19 protein-coding genes are annotated in these 25005 nt (G+C 47.1%); 15 read left to right on the top strand and 4 right to left on the bottom strand.

Annotated elements, in window-relative coordinates; all coding sequences use genetic code 11:
- The first annotated feature begins 345 nt into the window (after positions 1–345).
- From K331_RS0106965 to metK, 5 genes are all read left to right on the top strand, one after another.
- Positions 346–2712: a copper amine oxidase N-terminal domain-containing protein gene (locus tag K331_RS0106965; protein WP_028589722.1), complete on the top strand. Its 2367-nt coding sequence runs from the start codon at positions 346–348 to the stop codon at positions 2710–2712.
- Positions 2713–2798: 86 nt separating this feature from the next.
- Complete coding sequence (locus K331_RS0106960; protein WP_028589721.1) at positions 2799–4352, top strand: stalk domain-containing protein; 1554 nt, start codon at positions 2799–2801, stop codon at positions 4350–4352.
- Between the two features lie 207 nt (positions 4353–4559).
- Entirely contained in the window at positions 4560–5129 is a 570-nt protein-coding gene (locus K331_RS0106955) for a hypothetical protein (RefSeq protein WP_028589720.1), read from the top strand.
- Between the two features lie 103 nt (positions 5130–5232).
- On the top strand, positions 5233–5508 hold the full coding sequence (locus tag K331_RS0106950) for an alpha/beta-type small acid-soluble spore protein (protein WP_028589719.1): 276 nt from the start codon (positions 5233–5235) through the stop codon (positions 5506–5508).
- A gap of 423 nt (positions 5509–5931) precedes the next feature.
- Positions 5932–7134 (top strand): methionine adenosyltransferase, encoded by a 1203-nt coding sequence (metK, locus tag K331_RS0106940; RefSeq protein WP_028589717.1) that lies wholly within the window; start codon positions 5932–5934, stop codon positions 7132–7134.
- 211 nt (positions 7135–7345) lie between these two features.
- On the opposite strand, the gene K331_RS0106935 is transcribed toward metK, so the two are convergent.
- From K331_RS0106935 to K331_RS0106925, 3 genes are all read right to left on the bottom strand, one after another.
- Positions 7346–8236, bottom strand: coding sequence for a TetR/AcrR family transcriptional regulator (locus K331_RS0106935; protein ID WP_028589716.1), 891 nt, complete (start codon positions 8234–8236; stop codon positions 7346–7348).
- Between the two features lie 110 nt (positions 8237–8346).
- Positions 8347–11448 carry an efflux RND transporter permease subunit gene (locus K331_RS0106930; RefSeq protein WP_028589715.1) on the bottom strand — a complete coding sequence of 1034 codons (3102 nt, stop codon included), beginning with the start codon at positions 11446–11448 and terminating at the stop codon, positions 8347–8349.
- A complete protein-coding gene (locus tag K331_RS0106925; protein WP_028589714.1) occupies positions 11445–12854 on the bottom strand; it encodes an efflux RND transporter periplasmic adaptor subunit in 1410 nt (469 codons plus the stop codon). The genes K331_RS0106930 and K331_RS0106925 overlap by 4 nt, the downstream gene beginning before the upstream one ends.
- A 330-nt stretch (positions 12855–13184) precedes the next feature.
- Between K331_RS0106925 and K331_RS0106920 the strand changes: the two genes are divergently transcribed.
- The 5 genes from K331_RS0106920 to K331_RS0106900 all read left to right on the top strand — a co-directional run bounded on the left by K331_RS0106920 (position 13185) and on the right by K331_RS0106900 (position 20776).
- On the top strand, positions 13185–15881 hold the full coding sequence (locus K331_RS0106920; protein WP_036634367.1) for a stalk domain-containing protein: 2697 nt from the start codon (positions 13185–13187) through the stop codon (positions 15879–15881).
- A gap of 46 nt (positions 15882–15927) precedes the next feature.
- Positions 15928–17088 (top strand): sensor histidine kinase, encoded by a 1161-nt coding sequence (locus K331_RS0106915; RefSeq protein WP_018884183.1) that lies wholly within the window; start codon positions 15928–15930, stop codon positions 17086–17088.
- 3 nt (positions 17089–17091) lie between these two features.
- On the top strand, positions 17092–17814 hold the full coding sequence (locus tag K331_RS0106910; protein ID WP_018884184.1) for a response regulator transcription factor: 723 nt from the start codon (positions 17092–17094) through the stop codon (positions 17812–17814).
- A 79-nt stretch (positions 17815–17893) separates the two neighbouring features.
- Positions 17894–18316 carry a hypothetical protein gene (locus K331_RS29070; RefSeq protein ID WP_051289693.1) on the top strand — a complete coding sequence of 141 codons (423 nt, stop codon included), beginning with the start codon at positions 17894–17896 and terminating at the stop codon, positions 18314–18316.
- 306 nt (positions 18317–18622) lie between these two features.
- Positions 18623–20776 (top strand): DEAD/DEAH box helicase, encoded by a 2154-nt coding sequence (locus tag K331_RS0106900; RefSeq protein ID WP_028589712.1) that lies wholly within the window; start codon positions 18623–18625, stop codon positions 20774–20776.
- Positions 20777–20815: 39 nt separating this feature from the next.
- Here K331_RS0106900 and K331_RS32940 read toward each other — a convergent pair whose 3' ends face one another.
- Positions 20816–20950, bottom strand: a complete 135-nt coding sequence (locus K331_RS32940; protein WP_264177747.1) for a hypothetical protein — start codon at positions 20948–20950, stop codon at positions 20816–20818.
- Between the two features lie 84 nt (positions 20951–21034).
- Here K331_RS32940 and K331_RS0106890 point away from each other — a divergent pair, with 84 nt between their 5' ends.
- The 5 genes from K331_RS0106890 to flgK all read left to right on the top strand — a co-directional run bounded on the left by K331_RS0106890 (position 21035) and on the right by flgK (position 25001).
- A complete protein-coding gene (locus tag K331_RS0106890; protein WP_028589711.1) occupies positions 21035–21739 on the top strand; it encodes a ComF family protein in 705 nt (234 codons plus the stop codon).
- 197 nt (positions 21740–21936) lie between these two features.
- Positions 21937–22344, top strand: a complete 408-nt coding sequence (locus K331_RS0106885) for a TIGR03826 family flagellar region protein (RefSeq protein WP_028589710.1) — start codon at positions 21937–21939, stop codon at positions 22342–22344.
- Between the two features lie 277 nt (positions 22345–22621).
- Complete coding sequence (gene flgM / locus K331_RS0106880; RefSeq protein ID WP_028589709.1) at positions 22622–22894, top strand: flagellar biosynthesis anti-sigma factor FlgM; 273 nt, start codon at positions 22622–22624, stop codon at positions 22892–22894.
- Positions 22895–22909: 15 nt separating this feature from the next.
- A complete protein-coding gene (locus K331_RS0106875) occupies positions 22910–23410 on the top strand; it encodes a flagellar protein FlgN (protein WP_028589708.1) in 501 nt (166 codons plus the stop codon).
- A gap of 16 nt (positions 23411–23426) precedes the next feature.
- Positions 23427–25001 carry a flagellar hook-associated protein FlgK gene (flgK, locus tag K331_RS0106870; protein WP_028589707.1) on the top strand — a complete coding sequence of 525 codons (1575 nt, stop codon included), beginning with the start codon at positions 23427–23429 and terminating at the stop codon, positions 24999–25001.
- The last annotated feature ends 4 nt before the right edge of the window (positions 25002–25005 follow it).

Genomic DNA, 25005 nt, shown 5'->3' with positions numbered 1-25005 from the left:
GGGTGACGATAGAATAGGTTTAATAGTATAATTATGACTAAAGGAAGCATGGTACATAATTTTTTAAAAACATTGAAAAATTTTTTTAAAAAAGACGCAACTTTTTAGAACCTGCTCACGTCTAATTGTGTGAGTATGGTACAGAGAGGTTACAATGGGTTACAAATTCGTAAAGACAAAAAACGCTAAAAAACTTCTTTACGACAATGTCATCGCATTGTATAATACTGGAGTAAGTTGTGGCCATACGCTTTCTATGAATTTTGATTCCAAGCTTCTGTGATATTGTCACAGATATCATTTTATAAGGGTTAGGTAAAGCTCGGAAAGGAGGTGTAACGACTGATGAGTGACAAGATCCGACACAAAGAAAAGAATATGGATATGCATGATATTCAAGGAGGAGAAAAAAAGGTTATGACAAAGTTTAACAAAAAGATGATCAACGTGTTCGCAACTGCAGCTCTGGTAGCTGGCGTAGCAGCACCTGTAGCAGCTATCACTGCTCCAACTGCAATTCAAGCTGCTGGTAACGGCACAATCACTGCAACTAACGCTCCTACAGTTAGTGACAACGGCGACCGTGCATTCGGTTCCGTACGTTTCACAATCACTGAAGGTACTACACTGAAAACTGGTGACGAAGTAGTTATCAAACTGCCATTCGACCTGCCAGAAATCAGCGCAACTGGTGCTACTTACAACACTGTAGATGGCAAATCTTATGACTTCGGTGGTTTCCCAATTGGTTCTTACAACAATGGTGTAAGCCTGACTAACGAAGAAAAGGTTAACGTAGCTGAGACACAATTCTCTGCTCAAGTGGTCGATTCCGACCGTGTCACTGTAACTTACAACGGACCAACTACTGAAATCAAAGGTGACCCTGCGATCTTCACACTGCGTCTTGGTAAGCTGGTTGTAGGCGAAGATGAGAACGGTGCACAAGAAGTTGAGTTCGAAGCTCCAACTAGCAGTGTTTTCCCTGCTGGTAAAGCAGTTGTTGGTACAGTTAATGATTCCAGCGACGTGAACCTGTCCTTCAAGAGCCTGGACACTTCTAACAACAAGTTCACACCAACAATCGTAATCGAAGAGCCAACTGCTGGTACATTCGGTAGCGGCACTGAGATCAAAATCAAGCTGCCTAACGGTTATGCTTGGACTGAACTGCGTGGTAGCATTACTCGTATCTACGGTAACGCAGCTGCAAGCGGTCTGACTTTCACTAAAGGCGACAACGACCGTGAACTGACTATCAAGTACACTGGTGCAGCTTCCACTCAAAATACAAAGTTTGAAATTCCTTTCAACTTTGAAGTTGATAGCAGCTCTTCTCTGAAAGCTGGCGACATCACTGCTCGTATCTCCGGTAAGACTAACACTAACGTGTCTAGTGCAAAAATCGGTACTTACGGTGACTACGGTACTGGCATCACTGCAACTGATGCTCCTACCCTGACTGCTGGTAAAGCTGAGCAAGAAATCGCTGACATCACTCTGAAAGAGAACATCGGCGAGAGCTTGATCAACAACCGTACAGTTGAACTGACACTGCCTGAGGGTGCTGCATGGCAATCCGTGTTCGAAGCTGTATACGACAAGGACGGAGTAGTTACTAACCCTGACTACCGTAACCTTGAAGCTCCAGGTGGAAAAGAAACAATCAAGAACGAAGACATCACTTTGAGATTCGATGGATACACTGGTACTGACCGTCGTACGGCTAAGTACACTGTAATTTCCTCCGGAACTGACAGTGCTGAACTGGACTTCGAAGATATCGAAATCGCATTGGCTAGTGACTTCACTGGCGATCTGAAAGTAACTTTCGGTGGTACTTCCGGCGTAACTGGTGATGTAGTAGTTGCTAAAGTCGTATCCCCACTGAGTGCAACTGCTGCTTCCAAGCCAAACGTTAAGATCGGTGCTACTAACCAAGCGGCTTCCGAGTTCACGCTGACTGAAGGTCAAGCTGGCGCTCTGAAAGACGATGGAAGAGTAGTTCTGGATCTGCCATACGGCGTATACTTCAACGGTACTCCAACTGTTGCAGTAACTGGTGGCGATGCTGTAATCACTAACGTGAGAACTTCCGGCGACCGTAACCAACTGTGGTTCACTGTTGATTCCGAAAGCGACACAGCTAGCACAATCAAAGTATCCGGCGTTAACCTGGAACTGGATCGTACAGTACCAGAAGGCGACGTAGTAATTGAAGTTCGTGGTAGCGCAGTATCCGAGACAGAAGTTTACACAAGATGGGCTAACAACAAGCCAGTTGCTTCTGTAGCGATCGCTAACACTGCAACTCCAGCTCCAGCTGATCAATCCGCTGTTGAAACTGTATTCACACTGGGAAGCACTTCCTACACTGTGAACGGTGAATCCAGAACTGCTGATGTAGCTCCTTACAGCGAAAACGGACGTACTTACCTGCCAGTTCGTTACGTTGCTGACGCTCTGGGTGTTACTCCGCAAAACATCCTGTTTGACAAAGCTACTTCCACAGTTACCCTGCTTAAAGGTGACCGTGTAGTACAAATCAAACTGAACACGAACCAACTGATCGTTAACGGTTCTGTGATCGCTATGGATGTTAAAGCAGTAACTAAAGACAACCGTACAGTACTGCCTATCAGATGGGTAGGTCAAGCTCTGGGCGCTAACGTAGCTTACGACGAGACTGCTAAAACAATTACTGTTAAGTAATTAGTTCTCATCTATTCTTAAATAACGAAAAAGGGGTTCCTTATGGAACCCTTTTTTCAATAATGAAAGACCGGAGGTAACCATACATGAAACGTTTAGGCTCTGCTTTTTTGTCGACGTTGCTGCTATCTTCTGCAGTAGCAGGAGCTGTATCGGCACAATCGGCAACGACTCCAATCCGCGTGCTTATTAACGGAGTTGAGCAGTCATTTTCACAGCAACCATTTAAGAGTAATGACTTAACGCTTGTTCCGCTTCGCTCTATTTTTGAGGGGATCGGCGCTGAAGTTAGATATGATGCTGCTACAGGTAAGATTACTGCAATTAAAGGTACAGATACTTTGAATTTGCAGAAGAACTCTAATTTAGCTTACAAAAACGGAGAATCGATTCGACTGGATGTAGCTGCACAGTCCGTTAACGGTTCTACGTTCGTGCCATTACGTTTTGTTAGTGAATCGTTAGGCGCCAAAGTAAATTGGAATGCCGCCAATTCAACGATTGAAATTACGACGGAGTCTACTACAGCTCCTGTAGGCGAAGTAGGAACTACACCTAGTTCTGATAACCTTCCAACACCTACGACGCAAGCTACTTATGAGACCAATACGGAGCCTTTGAAGCTTGAAGATGCTGTAGCCATGGCTATTAAGAGCAGCAATAAGCTGAAGACTCAAGAAGCCGCATTACAACAGCAAAGTAACAAGCTAGATGATGCTGCGGACGGTATTGATTTCATACCTCAACCACAGGGCGGCGCTGTAAGTGAACAAGTGAATGCTGGCTACAATGCCTATTCACAGATGCAAATTGCCTACTCCAGTGCTCAGAAAAATCTAGAGATCGCTAAAGACGCTTTGAACTACCAAGTCAAGAGTGCTTATAATGACATTATCAGCAAATTGGAAGCAAAGCGTTTGGCTGACTTGAATCTTGAAGATGCACAAAGAAGTCTGCGCATTGTACAAGTTAAGCGCTCAAATGATATGGCTAGTGACTTTGATGTCACGCAGGCAACCTCTAAGGTACAGCAACAAGAAGCCGCTCAAGAAGTGGCTCAAAAAACATTGGATACTTCATTCCGTGAGTTGAATTCTTTAATTGGCTATAAGCCTGATCAAAGATATGCAATCGTAGATATTCCCGAGTTCAGTGTGTTCGAGAGTGATCTTGAAGCCAAAGTTAGCCAGGTCGTGACAGGAAGTCCAGCAGTGTGGCTTGCTGAGCGAGGCGTAGAATCGGCCAATTTGAGCTTTGACTACTTTGTATTCACAGGCTCGACTGCAAATTCGTATGACAACACTAAGATTGACATTGAAAAGGCCAAGATTACTTCTGCTGATACCAAAAAGCAACTTGAAGATGGCGTGAGAAGTATGTACAACAAGATCAAAGAGCTTGAGACACAATATGCTCAACTGCAAAGCGGTAAAGTAACCGCAGAGAACGCATTGAATGTCGTGAAGAAGCGTTATGATCTTGGCATGGCTACCGAATATGAAGTGTTCCAGGCACAGCTGCAACTGGAGTCGCTAAAGAACCAAGAAGTGTCCATTGTTATCGGACTGGACAACCTTAAGCTGGCCTATGAGAAACCATGGGCAGCATCCGGTGGTGCTTCTGCATCTGCCTCAGGTTAAGATGTTTTCGTACGCAGGAATAGTATGAAAAGTAATAAAAGTACTCGCTATCATCCCCTCATGTAGGGGATTTTTTCTTGTCCTAACCGTGGATTGCCTTTATAGTTAGGTTAATTAGAGAATATCCCTTTCTGCATTGACTGTAGTTAAAGGGCTGACAGGGACACATCACTGTAATACACATAGCTAGGCAGTAAGGAGGACTTTATGAAATCGACTTATAAAATTGCATTAGCGGCGTTCCTGATCGGTGGAGGCATTGTAGCAGGCACCGTCATGAATAGCTCCGTAGATGGAGCCTCCAGCGGAGGCCAACCTGGAACTGCAGATGATCCTGTGGTTACGAAGAGCTATGTAGATCAGCAGATCGCCAATGCACTGAAAGGTGGCAGCTCAGCCGGATCGTCTAGCGCACCAGCAACTACGAGACCAACACCAGCACAGACCGGCAGCTCTAATAGTGCAGCTTCAGGCGGAGCTTCCAATGGGAATACATCGTCAGGGGAAGACATTAAAGTAGTAGAGTTGACGCCAGGTAAAAAGCTGCTCGCAAAGGCTGGAGCGGAATTCATCGTGAGAAACGGCCGTGCAGTCGTATATAGTATGGATTCCAGTGGCGCAATCGATATTACAGATGGCAAGGAGATTTTTCACAATCAGGCAATTATGAATAATCATCTTATATCCTTCCCAAGAGATGACCGTGGTATTCAAGTCAAAGAAGGCGAGACTAATGGTATTGTTGTAATGGTAAGAGGCGGATACAGTGTGCAGTAAGGTTCACATTAATGTTTAGCCATCTTAACCAATAAGTTCTTTGTCTGAATCCTGTTTGTTAACGGCACAATAACCTCATCAACTACATGATGGAGGTGAGTGTATGGCAGCGGGACGCAGAAGACAAGTAGTACCTGCAAGTCGGCAAATGCTCAATGAACTCAAATATGAAATTGCCGCCGAATTTGGTTATCCAGTAACAGGAGCAAATGTTGGTGGGATGGATACCGAGTTCGCATCGGAGCTTGGGTTTGAGCAAGGCAGCCAAGCGGGATATATCCCATGGGGACAATTAACCTCTCGTGAGAATGGCTCCATTGGTGGCGAGATCACCAAGCGCCTAGTTAGCAGTGCTGAAAAGCAGCTTTTCAATCTATAATTAGAAGTACATGATCTATAATTAAAGTACATTAATCGTCTAAATCTCGTCTCTCTTCTTAAGAATATCCAGATATTCATTAAACGATTCATTCACCTCGTATAAATTGACACCTTGTACCAAATAAGCTAATATGAAATTTGAGGCTTGTACGCAACCTTTTCCGACAGGAAAAGGTTCATTTTTTGTAAGCAAGTATAAGTTGTAAATTTTGCTCATTATGTTACGATAGGCAAGAACCATGACATGCTTAGGAGCATTGTATAAGAAGACCATTGCCTTATGCATTTTATTACCCAAGCTTTAGCATATACACATAAGCATTGTGATAACGATTATATTTTGTATTTGAAAATAAGCGTTGTCGAACATATGAAGCTGTGTGATGTTGATATTAATTATTTCTTGTAGGAGGTTGACTTAATGTCTGTAAAAGGCCGTCATTTGTTTACGTCCGAGTCCGTAACAGAAGGACATCCGGACAAAATCTGTGATCAGATCTCAGACGCTGTACTTGATGCATTTTTGACCAATGACCCGAATGCTCGTGTGGCCTGTGAAGTATCCGTAGCAACTGGACTTGTATTGGTTATTGGTGAGATCAGTACCAAATCTGAATATGTGGACATTCCGTCCATTGTACGTAATACTATCAAGGATATTGGATATACTCGGGCCAAATACGGCTTCGATTACAATACATGTGCCGTGTTAACGTCTTTGAATGAACAATCCCCTGACATCGCTCAGGGAGTTAACGCTGCTCTGGAACACCGCGATCCTGCAGAAGTGGCTCAAGAAACAGCAAATATCGGTGCTGGAGACCAAGGGCTCATGTTTGGCTTTGCGACGAACGAGACTCCAGAACTTATGCCATTGCCTATTGCTATGTCTCACCGGATTGCCCGTCGTTTGTCCGAAGTTCGTAAGGATGGTACGCTTAATTATCTCCGTCCTGATGGCAAGACACAAGTGACAGTGGAATATGTAGATGGCAAGCCAGTGCGTATTGATACGATTGTAGTATCTACCCAACATGCTGAGGAAATTACGCTGGAGCAAATTCAACAGGATATCAAAGAAAAGGTCATTCTGCCTGTAGTGCCTGCTGAACTGCTAGATGGAGAGACAAAATACTACATTAACCCAACAGGACGCTTCGTGATCGGCGGACCACAAGGCGATGCTGGCTTGACTGGGCGTAAAATTATCGTGGATACTTATGGTGGTTATGCACGTCATGGCGGCGGTGCTTTCTCAGGTAAAGACCCAACGAAGGTAGACCGCTCTGCAGCTTATGCAGCGCGATATGTTGCCAAGAACCTGGTTGCTGCTGGATTGGCCGACAAGGTCGAAATTCAATTGGCTTATGCCATTGGAGTGGCCACACCGGTCTCCATTAACGTGGATACTTACGGAACAGGTAAAATTAGTGAGGAAAAGCTCGTTGAGCTTGTTCGCAATAACTTTGACCTTCGCCCAGCTGGCATCATTCGCATGCTGGATCTGAGACGTCCAATCTATAAACAAACTGCTGCATATGGTCACTTTGGCCGGACAGATCTGGATGTTCCATGGGAACGCGTAGATAAAGCGGATCTCCTGAAGTCGCAAGCTGGTCTGTAAGCACCATATCTATAAGTAGCATAGAGCTATACTATATGAAATGAAAAAGGGACACCCTTTCGTCAAATCAATTGATGAAGAGGGTGTCCCTTATTCTATTGAGGTCGGTACAAGCTGATAGGGTCAGCGTTACCTTGATCTGACCTTTTTGATTTGACCTTTTAACATCTCTAGTTCTAGCTATATTGAATAGAAATTGCTAATGGATCTGTTAAGGCTGCACTGGTAACAAGAGATCGCGTAGCCGGGAACAGTATTTCACCAGCTTTTCATAGTTCTCCAGATATGCAATTAAGGCCTTTAACAAGGGTGAAGAAGGTGATTCAGCACGGGTTTCCTTTTTAATCTGCTCCAAAATCTCTGCATAATCATCCTTTTCGGCTGGTGACAATCGACTCTGGCGAATCTCGTCAGCAAGCTGATCGAAGATCGCGGCGATTTCACGACCATCATGCAGGGGATTGTCCGCTCCAGGGGTTTCATACCAGCCCTTGTTTCCCCATAGTGTGTAGGGCTCAATATGACCTGTTTTCATGCCTTCTATTAAGATCTCCAGCACATAAAATGCAAACAGGGCCAATCGTTCACTTGTCTGATCATCCATCAGATCGCCAAAAAATCGAATAGATTCAAACACGAGACTCATCAGAATGAAACTGATGTCCCACACGTTATCTTTAAGTTCAGAGCCGAATACTTCTAACAAATTAATATGCAGCCACTCCAGCAGATTCTTATGCAATCTCTGGGTTGCCTCGTCCATAGCGCATCCGTCAGCCATGGAGAATGGATCAATGTGAACCATTAAATGAACTTTGTTGGCTATGATTTGATCGAGGTAAAGCTTCACTATCCGAAACAACTTCTCTCGTGCATCTAAGTTATTTTGACTATGAATAGCTCTGATACCATGTTTAACTTCTGTGGCGAATTGGTCCAGAATAACGAGCGGTAACTCATGCTTCCCTTGGAAATATTTATAGAAGGAGGCTTTGGCCATCCCGCTCTCTCTGGCGATCTCCTCCACTGACGCGGCTGCAAATCCCTTTTTGGAGAATAAAGAAATCGCTGCTTGGATGATATCTTCTCTTTTACTATCCAATGCGGTACCTCCTGTAGATTAGTGATCTGACATATAGACCTGACCCAGGCTCCCGTTCTTGTGGTCTATTGCACTGATCCTACCGCATTAGTTCTGCTGCACCAACCTTACTACACTTGGTCAGATGCCTTGAGCTTGCGTGAGACCTTCCATCGTTGCTTCAGACGGGCTACGATCAGGTACAGGGAAGGAACTACGAATAGGGTCAGCACTGTAGAGAATAACAGGCCGAACATGACTGTATAGGCCAATGGGCGGAAGAGCAAGCTTCCCAGCCAGGCAATAGGCATCATTCCGACAATAGCCGTCAATGACGTTAGCAAAATAGGACGGAAGCGAGCTGCTGCCGAGGCGATGACGGCCTGCTCCAGTGGAGTGCCTCGATGAAGCTCCTCCTGGGTAAACTCAATCATAACAATACCGTTACGAACGACCATTCCAGCCAGTGTAATTACGCCCATAATGCTCATGAAGCCGATTGGCATGCCAGTAATGGCCAAGCCAATAATTCCTCCAGCTGCTGCTAGATATACAGTCGTCAGAATGATGAGTGGCACGGACAATGAATTGAACTGCATCGTAATCAGAATGATGATTAAGAATAGGACGATAATTGACAGTGTTCCCAGATCGGCAAATATTTCATTTTGCGTCGAGGTCTCTCCACCAAGCTGCCACTTATAGCCGTCAGGGAAGGAGATGGCTGCTAGCTTCTGATTCACATCAATGGAAGCCTCTGTAGCGGTACGACCCGTTAAATCCGCTTCAACCGTAATCGTTCTTTCCATATTATAGTGTTTGATCTGCTGGGTAGCAAACGCTGGCTTGGCTTCGGCAAGCTGAGCTAATGGAATGGGAGTGCCTGCCGCGTTGTGAACAGTCAATTGCTGAAATAGTACGTTCGGGTCAGCTTGAGGCTGTGTCAAATACAGCTTGATGTCAATCAGCTCGCTGCCCTTATCCAATTTGCTGACAGGTAGCCCTTCATTCAATAGCATCATGGTGCTGGTAAGGTCCTTGTAGCTTACCATGTACTTATCCATGGCTTGCTCATTCACTTCGAATTCCAGCGCATGGCGGTCCTCCCCAGTATCATCTACGATATTTATCGTTCCGGGTATGGTAGCTATTGCTCCCTTAACCTGTTGAGCCAACTGCTGCAACTGCTGCATATCACTTCCGGAGACTCTCACAGCGATCGGCTTGCCGACAGGCAGTCCCAGTCGAGGCACGTAGGTGCTGACTCGAATGTCTGGATATTTGTCTTGAAGCTGATCCCGCCAGGCTTGAGGAGTTGTCTTCAGGTCAAACGAATCCTCATTTCCCAAAACGGCTATCTGAGCATATACATCACCATCGTTAATATTGCCGCCTCCTGTAAGATCACTGTAGGCAATAGGCGCATTTCCGCCAGCGCTAAAGGTTACCCTGCTCGCCTCTGGCTGCTCCTGCACCCACTCAGCGGCTTCCTTCACAATACGATGCGTCTCCGATAATGAGGTACCGACTGGCATGGTCAGATTAATCGCCATATGTGGGTCCTCTGACTCCGGGAACAGCTCTATTGGGGTGAATAGAACCAATCCATAGGCAGCTGTACCAACTAATAAGCCCGCTAGGCCAGTCAACAAGGGACGCTCGACAACCTTAGGCATCAATTTCCCAGAGTACAGTTGATTCAGCGCTTGAATTTGTCTGCCGAGCAGACCTGCCGGCTTAGGCTTTCCATTCAGTTCGACACGCTTCCGGCGCTTCTCATACCATTCCCGGAAGATCGGGATAATGGTAAAGGACATGAGCATGGATGCCAGCATTGCGAGTGAAATGACGATGGGAATGGGCTTAATGAAAGCACCGACGTCTCCCTTCAGGAAGAGTAATGGGGCAAAGGCAGATATGGTTGCCAGTGTAGCAGTCAGAATGGATACGGATACTTCCTTCGTACCATTAAGCGCTGCCTCCTTGGGGCTTTCCCCAAGCTCCGTCAACCGTCGCTCGATATTGTCATTCACAACGACCGCATCGTCTACTAGAATGCCCAGAACAATAATCAGTCCTACGACCGAAATTTGATTCAAGGTGACACCGAGCATCGGAACAAAAATCATGGCAATCGCAATCGAGATCGGAATCGCCATGGCGACGAAGGAGGAGGTCAGCAGATGAAGCCCCAATGTACAAATGAGGACGACCGCCGCAATGGCAATGATAGTCTCCTTGGTGAGATCGGCAAAAATGTCCGCTACCTTATCTCTCTGCGCGAATACGGTCTCAAAGGTTATATTTTCAGGCAGAGAGGAGGTCAGTTCATTAAGCTTGTGCTCTACTCGCTCATTCATGGATGGAATGTCTGTGCCGTTCTTGGCATGAATCTGTACCGTAATGGCAGGCTTACCATCCACGTAGGATAATTGCTCATCTTTATCAAAAGACAGGGTAGAGTTCCCTATATCCCGCAAATATACAGGTGACCCACTCTCGGAGCGAGCAATCTGAACAGCATTTAGTCTTTCCGGGTCTGTCGTGTCGCGGATTACTACCTGATAGTTGCGCTGATCATAGTCAAGATTGCCTGTGGGCACTCGGTCCATATGGCCCTGGATGGCCTGCATTACTTGCGCCCAAGAGAGCTGGTACTGAGCCAGCTTCTGCGTGTCTATCTCAATACGTACTTCCTGGTCGGGAATGCCAGAGATCGTCACTTTAGATACTCCTTCTACAGTACGAAGCTGGTCCTCCCAAATAAGCATGGTATCCTTCATGGTCAACAGTGCTTCTCTGGAATCGCTAGTCAGGGCGTAGGACCCGATGAAGGCCTGAGTTAATTGATCATCAATGTCGGGTACCTCTGCGTCTGCTGGTAGGTCAGCGCTGGCATCCTGTACCTTTTTGCGCATCTCATCCCAGACCTCTGCAGGAACGGCATCCTTTTGTGATTCGACAATAATACTGGAATATCCATTGCCGGAGGTAGAGCGAATTGTCTTGACATCCGCGACCTCCTTGATCTTCTTCTCAAGCACCTTGGTTACGCTCTGCTCTACCTTCTGCGGAGATGCCCCCGGATAAATGGTAGTAACGAGGGCCTGTTGGACGGTAACATCCGGCATTTCCTGCTTGGGTAGACTTGCAAAGCTGACAAAACCAACAAGGGTAGCTATGGCGAAGAATAGCAGAGTGATTTTTCGTTTCTTTACAAAGTATTCAATCATGGGGTTGCTCCTTCCGCCTCATTCAGGCTGTCCCCCTCGAACACCTTGGTCGCTCCCTTGGTGACGATTAGATCTCCATCCTGCAGTCCAGAGACAATCGACAGCTGGTTGTTGATCATTTGGCTACCTAGCGTAACTGGTGTCTTGACGGCAGTTCCATTCTCGCTCTTGAATACATAAGGCTGGTCGCCTGTGCTGATGACAGCTTCGGCAGGGAGGAGAATTCCCTTCTGTCCCGTTGTCTGAGAGGCAGCCTTCACCACCTGACCCGGGAGCCAATCATGCTCGGGATTGGAAATAAGCAATTCAACATTAATTGTTCCGGTTCCGTTATTGGTGGCGGCTGAGATCTGCGATACCTTGGCTGTTCTAGCTCTGCCGTACAGACTGACCTCTACGGACTGGCCTTTACTCCACTGCTGGATCTCCGAATCTGGCACAGGCAGGAGCAGCTTGAGCTGATCGATATTGCCTACACGGTACACGGGCTGACCAGCCTGCATCAACTCACCTGGCTGAATCAGCTTTTCCAGCACTACGCCATGGAAGGGGGCCTTTAAGATTGTGCGGGAGAGGGCCAGCTCTGCTTGCTTCCTCGCAGTCATAGCCTTCTCATAGGCTGCGGACGCCTGAGTCTTGGCGGCCAGTGCCTGCTGGTAGGAAGCATCCGCTACACCGAGTCCTGCCTTTGCCTCCTGTAGCACTGCATTAGCAGCATCTATATCCTCGCTGGTCGCACCCTCCAAAATAAGGGACAGTGAGCTTTGTGCTCTCTCCCAATCTTTTTGGGCGTTGATCTCACCCAGCTCAGCCACCTCAAAGTCAGCTGCTGAAGCTGCACCTGCCTGCAGAAGCTGGCGGATTCGCTCCTTTTGTAATTTGGCCTGCTCATAGGCACGTTTGGCCTGCTCAGCTGCCGCCTCGGCTTGGGCCTTTTCCTGTGTACGTGCACCATTCTTGACCTTGCGTACACTGGCTGTAGCATTGGCTACACGTGCCTCCGCAGAGGATCTCGAAGCTGCAGCAGTCTGAATGCCGGCTTCTGCGCTGGATAATGCTCCCTCGGCCTCCATAATGGCTGCGTCAGCCTGCTCTAGCTGCAGTCGGTAATCGGCCTCTGTAATGGATGCTAGTACAGCGCCTTGCTGGATGGGGCTACCTGCTTCAAATGAAGCATCCGCTACTCTGCCTCCATACTCGAAGGATAGTGCACGCTCCTCAAAAGCCTGTAGCGTCCCGGAGAGATCATACGCAGTATTCAGTGGCTCTTCTGCTACCTGTTCAAGTCCCACTAACGTTGCTCGCACATTGCTGCTCTCTACTACATCAGAGGTTGTATTGGAGCAGCCTGCAACCATCAGGCTGATGGCGGCAACACCAAGCCAGGCCATGCGATGTTTTTTCATGATTGTTGTCCCCCTTATCTTCTTTATTCCTAAGTGAATCGAATGCAGAAGCTATTCGTTGTTCACATTTGAACTAATTAGTATATATTGAACTCATTGGTTCAAGGTGATTATAGAAGGAGGATTGGGCGTTTGTCAATTGTCTTGCTTTTGAAGTTTCAGAAACCTGCAAGAAAATAAAGAAAGAACTAGCAAAGACTAATCAAAAAATAGAAGTTTTCCGTAACTTTTCTAATAATCAACAGTCTATAATTAAGAGAGCGAAATCTAGTATGATAGAGATGAATGAAAGGGCTAAAATCAGGATAAGATGGGAGCGTTTATATCTATATGGCTTTACAAAGAGGTAACACGAGATGGTCAGGAAAGAGAACGATCAAGAACATTACGATCGTATCCATAGCAGGCATATTGTGGATTAGTCCCGTTGCAGGAATGACTGGGGTCAACCCGCTGATTGAGCTTAGCGGCTCTACTGTCAGTGCGGCTTCAGCGGTGAAGACTGGCGAAGAGATCATTACCTCCGGGGCTATTTTGATGAAATACAAATACAAGACTTCCTCCGGTACGGCTCTAGCTGATGTCGTCCGGGTGGATATGAATAATCCATACGTTAAGCTTGACGTGATGACAGGCAAGAACGGTCAATTCACAACCAGACAAAGCACAGAGGGCATGGCCAAGGAGACAGGGGCTGTAGCAGGAATTAACGGGGACTATTTTAATACGTCACGTGAAGGTGCGCCGATTGGCGGTCAGGTATCCGATGGTGAGCTGATGTCCACTCCGTCGGATATTTCGGGCATGTATGCGTTTGCTGCCGGCAAAGACAACAAGCTAATGATTGAGCAGTTTACCTTTGAAGGCACCTTGACTGCGCAGGATGGGTCATCCTTTCCGCTTAGTGGTATTAATAAGGTGGCCTACACGCCAGAGACCTCTGGCAGCAGCTACAGCCATTCGAACACCATGTTTATTTATACATCTGCATGGAAAGCGCTGGAACGGCCTACCAACAGCTCTACTACGCCAACAGAGGTGCTGGTTGAGAACGGAGTCATTACGCAGATTTCCGAGAATTCGGCTTTGCCTGTGGCGGTACCTGAGGGTGGATATATTCTACGGACCCATGGTAAGGCTGCTGAGTTTGTGCGCCAGCACTTGGCTGTCGGACAGAGTGTCAGCACCAACTATCAACTCAAGATCAAATCATCAGGCAAACTGGTAGATCCCTCTACGCTACAGACGATGATTGGTGGACACACCATCCTTGTGAATGAAGGCAAGAAATCCTCGTTCTCCCGCAGTGTATCAAGTATTGGTGGTACCCGTGCGCGCACAGCGCTAGGATACTCCAAGGATCAGCGCTATGTGTACCTGATTGCCGTAGAGAAAAATAATAGCAGCACAGGCATGTCCCTGAGTGAGCTGCAATCCTTTATGGTGGATATTGGCGTATGGAAGGGGCTCAACCTTGATGGTGGGGGCTCTACAACTATGGTCACTCGTCCGCTTGGTGACACCTCGGCAGCGCTGACCTTTGATACCGAATACGGGAAGCAGCAGCGAAGCATCGTGAATGGACTCGGTGTATATACCGAGGCACCAAAGGGCACTCTCAAGGGCTTTACGGTGGGCGGAACCAAGACACTGCTGATTGGTCAGACCGGCAGTTATAGTCTCAAAGGCTATGACACGTACTACAACCCTTACGATGTAGCTGCTACCAATGTGAAGTGGAAGTCTAGCAACTCTGATATATTGGCTACGGGCGGAGGCATGATCAAAGGCGTGAAGCCTGGCACAGCAACGCTTACGGCAACAAGCGGCTCAGCAAGTGCCTCCATGAAGGTAACGGTAATGGGAGCTGAAGAGATCTCTTCGCTGACAGCAGGCAGCGGTACAGGAGAGCTTAAGGCTGGGGCTACCATTGAAGTGCCTGTCACAGCGAAGACAACAAGCGGCCAAAGTGTCCAGATTGCTGCTGATGCGCTGAAATGGGAATTCGTCGGCTTCAAAGGCAGTGTGAAGGGTGATCAGCTTACGGTATCTTCTGTAGATGCTGGGACTCAGACAGGCTATGCCATTGGACGTTATGACGGCTTCAGTGCAGTAGTTGTCCTGACATCAGGCGGCAGTAATGGAACATGGGAGAATTTCGAGAATGTAAATTATCCAATTGACTTTACCACCAATGCAGCAGGCGTGACCGGAAGTGTATCCATCGTTCCGGGAAGTGGCGAGAAGTCGAGCTCCAAGGTACTTGAGCTACAATACGATATGACTGCTGGCAGCGGTAAAATGTATGCCTACGCACAGTTGAATGGTACCTCTGGCAAAACGATTACATCTGGCGCCACAGGGATGACGATGGATGTCATGGGAGATATGAGCCTGAACTGGCTCCGCGCAGAAGTACAGGATGCCAATGGGCAGACTGTATATCTGGATCTTGCCAAGGTCATTGATTGGGAAGGCTGGAAGACGATAAGTGTGGATCTGAGTGGTACAGGAATTGCTTATCCTGCCAAGCTGAAGCGTCTGTATGTTGTAAATGTGGAAGAAGGCCAAGATGAGCGCGCCAAGACGGGCACGGTGGCCTTTGACAATATTACTTTGAATGCACCTGGAGCGGTGGGAACTGCAGGACTCAAGACAGGTACGGCTCAAATGTCCATTGGGCAGAGATCCATGACCGTGAATGGGCAACAGGTATCCATTGATTCGGCTCCAATCCAGCGGGGGGGCTCCACTTATGTGCCAATCAAGTATGTGCTTGATGCCTTCGGTGGGCAGGCACAGTGGAATTCGTCCGCACAACGAATCACAGTTATCCGTGGTGGAGTACTGATCGATCTGACTGTAGGACAGAAGAAATATGTAGTTAATGGAAAAAGCAAAACTACCGATGTAGTTCCAATTGTGCTAGATGGTAGGACTTTAGTCCCTCTTCGCTTGGTTTCTGAGCAGCTTGGACTGACTGTAAAATGGGAACAAAACACTAAGACCGTCACCATCCAATCATGATATGGTATGATATATACCTGATAAGCTAGGATTGGAGATTAAATTCGTGGATTTTCAAGCCGATGTCATAGACCGCGTAATTAAAAACGCCCTCCAGGTTATGGAGAACAGCAAGTATCAAATGTTCGAAATTATGGACGCGGCTCGCGGAGAGCTGGTCTCGTTAAATCAAGAGCTTAAGGCTGTTCTGAAGGAAACGGCAGAGACACTTGAAAAGGTGGATCAGCTGGAAATGAATTACCGACGCTCGCGAATCCGGCTGACGGAGGTCAGCCGGGACTTTGTTCGGTATTCAGAAGAAGACATCAAGACGGCCTATGAGAAGGCCACTCAGCTGCAGCTGGATGTGATGATCTACCGTGAGAAGGAGATGTATCTCAAGGCCCGACGAGATGATCTCCAGAAACGGGTGAAGAACGTCGAAGCTTCTGTAGAGCGTGCCGAGACGATTGGTTCCCAAATGGGCGTCGTACTGGAATACCTGTCTGGGGAATTAGGGCAGGTTACCAGGATTATTGAGTCTGCCAAGAATCGGCAGCTCATTGGTTTGAAAATTATTCTGGCCCAGGAAGAAGAACGCAAACGGATCTCACGTGAAATTCATGATGGACCCGCACAGTTGCTCGCTCATCTAGTTCTTAGGACGGAAATTGTAGAAAGAATGCTTGCCAAGCAGGAATTTAAGATGGTCCAGGACGAAATAGTAGATCTAAAGAGGCAGGTTCGTTCCAGCTTGGAAGAGATGCGTAAAGTCATATTCAATTTACGTCCTATGGCACTGGATGATCTGGGCTTGATCCCTACTCTCCGGAAATATGTTCAGGATTTTGAGGACAAGACCAAGATCAGAGCCATCTTTGAAACAAGGGGCAAGGAACACCGTCTTTCTTCTGCGATGGAAGCGGCCATTTACCGTTTGGTCCAAGAAGGCCTCACCAATGCTGCCAAACACGCATATCCAACCCACGTACTAGTCGAAATTACATATCAGGCACAATTGGTCAAAATTGTTGTGCAGGACAACGGACTAGGGTTCAAGCCAGAGCTATTTGAACAAAAAGGCAAAGATCATAACCACTTTGGACTGATTGGCATGCGTGAAAGGGTTGAATTGCTAGAAGGGAGAATGGAGATCGAATCTGCTGAGAATCAGGGGACCAAGATCGTCATTCATATCCCTACCAACGTAGAGAAGGGAAAGGAGTAACACATGGAAAATCAGAACATCCAGACTACAGCAATCAAGGTGCTACTAGCTGATGATCATCAGTTATTTCGTGAAGGCTTAAAACGTATCCTGAATATGGAGGAGGACATTGAGGTCATCGGCGAGTGCGGGGACGGTATTCAGGTGCTGGAATTCTGCAATGAGGAAAAGCCAGATATCGTGCTAATGGATATTAACATGCCGCTTGAGAACGGTGTTGAGGCGACCGAGAAGCTTCGCGAGCTATTCCCGGATATCAAAGTTATCATTCTGTCCATTCATGACGATGAGAGCTATGTATTTGAGACGCTTCGCAAAGGAGCCAACGGCTATCTCCTGAAGGATATGGAGGCAGAGTCCCTGATTAACGCTATTCGTTCGGTGCATGAAGGCTACGCCTTTATCCACCCTAAGGTAACTGGTAAGCTGATCATGCAGCTGCGGCGCATGACCTACCTGAACGAGACTGGCGCAATGGCGGAAGGGAACACCAAGGAAGCTGGCGTGAAATTCGTCGCTGGCGACAACAACCCGCTTACACGTCGCGAGGCAGAAGTGCTACGACTCATGGCAGAAGGCAAGAGCAACAAGATGATCGGCGAATTCCTCTTCATCAGTGAGAAGACGGTGAAGAACCATGTCAGCAGTATTCTGCAAAAGATGGAGGTCGATGATCGCACGCAAGCGGTTATTAACTCTATCAAATATGGTTGGGTGACCTTGTAATTAGGGTACTACGCGGAGCTGAATTGTAACACCTCCTTACCTCAGAGCATATATTGTCGCATAGGAGGAGGTGGCTTCCATGACACTGCAGCTGTTATGGATTGTGCTCGCGTACGGTATGGCTGCTGCCGCGGTCCGACTGCTTTATCTATGGCATTCGACCTTCCTGAAGGCTTCTGATGAAGATCAGAAAGTCGGCAGCCAGCGTGAACATTATATTATCATGACTTCCAACCACGAGCATCAGGTAGAATGGCTTATCCGAATGTTCAAAATTCGTTCATGGATTGTAAGCTCTCCAGTAAAGGTAACTGTGATTGATCATGTCTCCCAGGATCTCACTGTGCCTATCGTGGAGCGACTGCAGCCCTGTGGAGGAATTGAACTGGCGGTAATGAGCGCAGCCTCGGGCAGTGGGCAGGAAGCTCAGCTTCCCGATCTTGAACGTTGCACCGTAGTCGATTTGCGACAGCACGAATCAGAGTCGGGTTATGTAGGGTAATAGCGCTTTGCTGAATAAACGCGTCAGGACAGTACAGTGAAGTGTAGCTCACGGTGCGGTGCTGGTGCAGTCAGCAAGTCGTTAATTATTCTACAAGCAAGGCATTGTCCTGAACTCGGATGTATGCTTTAATCAGAAGTGGTAGCATGTAGGCTGTTACAAGAGCTGATAGCGTTACAATTTAATAGATTGACTGTATACGTCTGTAATAGATGGGTGAAGCACACTCCGTAGCGTTAAGCGCGGTGTGTGCTTTTTTTTGTTGCCCTAGTGTAGCCAGAGAAAATAAGAGAAAGGATGATTGGAATGAAGGTCGCTGTATACGTGCATCGCGAGGAGACAAGCTGGAGACTCCGCATTTCACTAGCGATGAGCATGGATGTGTGGTGGTGGCTGGATGAAGGTTGTCAGCGAGCAGGGTATCTCATCATGCTAGGCGATCGTATCCCATTGCCTTGGGCTATACAGTTGCGTGAGAGCTTTCGCAGCTTGGCTGTCATGGATAAGTGGAAGGAGCGCGAATGGAATAGCTGGATGAGGCGAGAGTTGAAACGGGAGCTGGAGGGCCTGTCCGAGAGCGGCGAAGATCATCACCTGGGGGAGAAATACATGTTATATCCAGCAGGGAGAGAGGTTTCTCGGTACAGTCAGAGCTATCAGGATGGTGATGGGTCCCCACGTATGGGGACCAGCCTCCTTCGTGATGCTCAGTATTTTAGCCAGATTATGGAGGGTCGCCAGCTATTTGCGGACGAGGTGAAAACCCTATGGGAGCAGAATGGAATCCATAACGAGGATGAGAACAAGAGAGTATTTCCGAACTCTATAGAATCAAGCTCTCAAATGGGTCTGTCTTGGCAGGAGGCCGCTCAATTGGCTTATTTGCAAGGGAGCATTCATTATGACACCGGAATCGCCTCGCGACTCACAGGAGGTCGACGTGCGACTAGGATGAACCGAAGCTCTGGACGTCCGCATTGCAGACGCTGCGGCACAGCTGCAGTAGAGAGCACACCTTGCGCTTCTTGTGGTCTGTCGGCATGTGCCTACTGTGCGGCTTGTCGCACCATGGGTAGAAGTCGTGCTTGTTCCCTGCTGCTATACCATGAAGAGCATAAGCAAACCGCATTCCTCGGTGGGAACTTGGGGATGCCATCTGGTATGAAGCTGGACAAGTGGGGCCTTAGCCCGGCACAGCGTGCGGCAACGACCATAGCACTTCAATTCCTCGCAAGTCCTAAAGTTACCAACCCAGTAGGTATTAGTGAGGAGAGAACGGGTAGCAAGGATGTGAATACTGAGGTGCCCTATTGCGTAGATTGGCGTATGGGCTGGCGTCACCTTTGGCCGAGAGCGAGTTCACATACCAGCGAAGAATGGTTACGCCTTGAGCGTCCTCGACCGCTAATCACAGGCAGGAGAGATCCAGATCAGCATAGGAGAGGGAACAGTCAACTACAAGATCAAGGACGTTTTTTGCTATGGGCCGTAACCGGAGCTGGCAAGACCGAAATGATATTTCCCTTACTGGATTACGTTGTATCCAGAGGGGGGCGTGCGCTCGTCGCAACGCCGAGAAGGGATGTAGTGCTGGAGCTGGCACCGCGGCTTAAAAAGGCTTTTCCCCATATAAGGATAACGGTGCTATATGGCGGAAGCACGGATCGCTGGGGATCGGGGCAGATTACACTGGCGACGACCCATCAGCTCATGCGTTTTCGGAACGCCTTTGATCTGGTCATTATTGATGAGTTGGATGCTTATCCATATCACAACGACCCGATGCTTGCTCATGCAGCCGTCACCTGTTGTAAGCAGAAGGGTAAATTTGTTTATTTATCTGCCACACCGCCGATCAAGCTGCAACAAGAAGTTCAGCGGGGGCTTCTGCCCTATGCAAAGGTGCCCGCACGGTTCCATGGCCATCCTTTGCCAGTACCTGTTCGCATCTCGGGGAGTTCGGTTGCCAAGTGTCTGCAACAACGCAGACTGCCTAAGGGACTTCTCTCTTCCTTGCAAATTTCACTGAAGCGGGGGGCACAAATTTTTGTGTTCGTGACAAGAATTGCACAGATTCCTTCTCTGGTTCATTTGTTATCGACCTACTTCCCTGAAATTTCAATAGCAGGAACCTCCTCCGAGGACGAGCATCGAACGGATAAAGTGAAAGCTTTTCGCGCGGCAACGATTCGAATGCTGGTCACCACGACGATATTGGAGCGAGGAGTCACGATTCCACGCAGTGATGTCTACATTCTCGATGCCGATAATAGCTTGTTCGATGAAGCTTCACTGGTACAAATGGCTGGGCGTGCTGGCAGATCCATAGAGGACCCGGCAGGCAAGGTGATTTTTGTATCTCCAGAATGGACACGAGCCCAGCGCCAAGCGATCGGACAAATACAGAGTATGAATGAGCTTGCCCATCGAGGTGGGTATTTGAAGAAGATGGGAGGCTGAACCCAATTGAATATCATAGATCGATGCCTGCAGAGATGGTTAGCTCCTCCCGCGCATAGCTGCCTGGTCTGTGGTAGCCGAGTCTTCACCAGCGGCCAGCTCGGAATCTGTAGCAAGTGTGAGCGGCGTATTCCGTGGATCGAGCATATTCGCTGTATCTGCTGTGGCCGGCAAGTCGGATGTCCTGATTGCCTTCGGCCTGACAGAGTGAACCGTTCGTTCGAATGCAATCGCAGTTCTGTTCAGTATACTAGGGACATGAAGGAGTGGATCAGCGACTTTAAGTATAGAGGTAATGAGAAGCTGTCGCCTTTATTCGGCAAGATGCTACAGCTGGCCTATCAGGCACTACAGGAAGAGAGGACAACCGTGGAGCACCTCAGCCTCGATTCACTTATCCTTGCTAATGGCCAAGAACAAGGGAAGTCTGCTATGAGCAGCCGTAGTCATTCGAAGACTCATCCTGATTGCCGTCCTGTACGAAGGAGCCACATTCGGGAGTCCAAGCGATGGCCATGGAAATGTTGGCGGATAGCTAGCCCGGTCTGGGAGGCAGAGCTGGTGACATATGTGCCTGTTAGCGCGTCCAGACTGATGGAGCGAGGATTTAATCAGGCGGAGTGTATGGCCCGTGAATTATGCAAGCGGCAGAAGCTTCAAATCTGTGAACTGTTGATTAGGTCCAGAGACACCGGGAAGCAAAGCTTCAAAGGCCGCAAAGAGCGGGGACATTCCATTGCTCATGCCTTTGCACCAGCCAGGGGAGCCAGAGATTGGTTATTTCAGGCGTATGAGGGCAGACGACATGGACGCTCTGAACGAACACCGCTCCGTATACTGCTTGTGGATGATATCTATACAACAGGTAGTACTCTTGAGCAATGCAGCAGTGTGCTAAGAGCCCTGGGGCAAGAGCTGAACATTCCCCTGACCATATACGGCCTTACTTGGGCACGTTCCTAAATGAAATGCAAGGATAGAAATGCTCTATTACATGAAGTGTAATCTCTATCAACCCTTTTATAGAAGGAATTGCTGCTAATTTCCTACTGCAATAAATTTTACAAGAAATCCTTTTCCATCTGGACGAGCTTTGTGTAAATAAGGTAAATTAGTACTACAGATGTTGACTACCAGATTATTGAAGGGGGCGTGTACTCATGAATCTTGCCAATTGTCCTCGCTGCGGGCGTTTGTACTCCATTAACATTAGAGAGCTGTGTCCTAATTGCATTAAAGATATAGAACGTGAATATGAAGTGTGCGTTGCTTATTTGCGCGAAAATAAAGGTGCGAATATTCAAGAGCTGTCTGATGCGACCGAGGTACCGATTAAGCAGATCACTCGCTTTATTCGGGAGGGAAGAATCTCCATCGCCAATGCACCGAATATGATGTATCCTTGTGAGGTGTGCGGCACACTCATCCGTGAGAATAATATGTGTGATTCCTGCAGGTCACGACTTACGAAGGAATTAACACGGGCCTCCCAAGAGAAAAATCAGGACGTAGGTAACAATGTGGGTTCAGCTACCTACAATGCTATTGACAAAAAGCGGGATTACTAGTCCAGTGGAATTAAAAACGATTACAGCTATTCAAAAAGTTTTAAAGCACGCCGATAATCTTAGTAAAGCTTATCGGTGTTTTTTTTATTTGAGCGAATAATCCAAACACTTTTATGAAGAGTACAGAGCCCGTATGTTGCATCGCAGCGGAGCTGAACTATTCTGCAAGCGCAGGAATTGCCCGCCCAGTACGGCCTGTTCATCCGTGCAAGTACGCCGATTAACGTTTTTTAATACCACGTAATTTATAAATATTGAGGAAGGTGGAAGTTAAGTTATGAAAATTAACGAGACCAACCGCATCAATGCGATTAATCCATACCAACGTAACCAGGAGACTGGACGCCAGGAAGACCAGAAGAAGAGCCGACGCAAGGATGAGGTATCCTTTTCTCCTGAAGCTATGGAGATGCTGCAACGCAGTAATGACACCGATCGTGCTGAGCGGATTAAGGAATTGAAAGCACAAGTATCCTCGGGTACATACCATGTGGATGCATCCAAAATTGCCGACAAGCTGTTGCCTTATTTCAAGTCATCTCAGGAATAACAGGAGGGGAAAGATTTGACTTTACAGCAGGTGACAGGGACCTTGCAACAATTAATTCATTTTCATACCGAGTTGATTGATGTTGCCAAAGAAAAGCAAGCGGGGATTCTTGCGAATGATATCAGCATTGTATCTCGTTGTGTTTTAAAAGAAACAAAGTTAATCAAAAAAATCAACGAGGTGGAAGAGGAACGAACAAGCGCTTTGTACTCTTTTCTTAGAGAGAAAGGCATTCAGTCACAACTGAACCTGAACATTACAGAGATGGCTCGTTTAGTGTTTGACCCAGATGATCGACAACATCTAATGGATCTGAAAGATGAATTGTATGATCTACTCACTTCCCTAAAAGCTGTAAATGCTGTGAATAAGGAAATGGTAGAACAGTCGTTAACCTTTATAGATTATTCAATGAATTTATTTACTAATCACCCGGAAGATCACATGGTGTATCATGATCCTTCCAAGCAAAAAGTAGAACCTGTCAATAGAAGTTATTTTGACACAAGGGCATAGAAAGTGAGGGAGTATAGTGAGATCAACGTTCCATAACCTTGAGATTGGTAAACGTGGGGTAATTGCGCAGCAGACTGCATTAAGTACAACCGGTCACAATATTACCAATACGAACACAGAGGGCTATTCAAGACAAGTAGCGAGGCTTACTGCTTCGATCCCTATTGAATTTCCAAGTATGACTAAATCAACAAACCCTAACCAACTTGGGATGGGTGTTGAAGTGGATAGTATACGCCGAGTGCGCAATTACTTGATGGATATTGAGTTTCGCAATCAAAACTCTACACTTTCTACTTGGAAAACAAAGCAAGAGGCACTAGGCAAGATTGAAGGGATCATTAATGAACCGTCAGAGGATAGTATTGCTACTGTAATCTCCGACTTTTGGAATTCGTGGCAGGATTTAAGTAAAAATCCTAGTAGCTCTGACTTATCAGCTAGAACAATTGTTCAGCAGAAGGCTGTAGCACTAACAGAAACATTCAATCATGTGGCTTCACAGTTGAATGTATTAAGCAATAATTTAACGGATCAACTCAATTCTCAAGTGAACGATGTGAATGCATACGCTGATCAGATTGCTGCTATTAACTATTCTATCAAACGAATTGAAGCCATGGGGGATAATGCCAATGACTTGCGGGATAAACGTGATTTGTTGGTAGATAAATTGTCTGAACTAGGAAATATCCAAGTGATTGAAACCGATGATGCCTATCAGGTTAACTTTGGTGGCATGCAGCTCATTAATGATGATGTAGTTACACCTTTCAATGTTGCTAATGTAGGCGCAATAACTCAAGGTGCTATCGCGGGTACGGTTCAATCCAGGGATGTGCATGTTGCTGAATATACTCGGCAGTTAGATATTATGGCAAATACCTTGGTGAATGGCAAGATTTCCGTTACCTTACCGGCAGGGAGTATTCTTCCAGTAGGTGTAACGATACCCAATGCGGTTATGGATCCGACGAATCCCCGTAAATTAGCCCAAGATACACCATATGAAGTGGATGGCCTCAATGGACTGCATAAATTAGGGTACACACTCCAAAGTCCTGCAACTGCGGGTCAGAACTTTTTTGTCACTTCGGATAATAGTGTCACTATCACTGCTGCGAACATTCGTGTTAATTCTAATATTATTAACGATGCGGCTAATATAGCAGCTTCGATGCGGACAGAGATTGTAACTAATGCAAATGGCACCACTACAGAAAAAGTGCTGCAGGGTAATGGTGGATTGGCATTACTGATTGCCGGTCTGTCTGAAGGAAAGTTCAGTTTTGATCCGCTTAGAAACAATGGTGCAATAACGGATGTGTCTACCTTTGGCGGATACCTTCAATCTGTGATTGCTCAGTTAGGTACTGATGCAGATTTGGCCAACAAAATGGTTGAAAACAATACCCTTCTTACGAATCATTCCGATAACCTGCGTGCATCTGTTAGCAGTGTCTCCCTGGATGAGGAAATGGCCGATCTTATCAGATTTCAGCAGGCCTACAGTGCTTCTGCCCGTGTCATTACAACGGTGGATGAAATGTTGGATAAGTTAATTAACGGTACCGGCATAGTTGGTAGATAGGAGA

The sequence above is a fragment of the Paenibacillus massiliensis subsp. panacisoli DSM 21345 genome (assembly GCF_000426545.1).
In the GTDB taxonomy this organism is placed as follows: Bacteria; Bacillota; Bacilli; order Paenibacillales; family Paenibacillaceae; genus Paenibacillus; species Paenibacillus panacisoli.
Note: the sequence above shows the minus strand (reverse complement) of the source record. Positions and strands in the feature narration are given on the sequence as shown.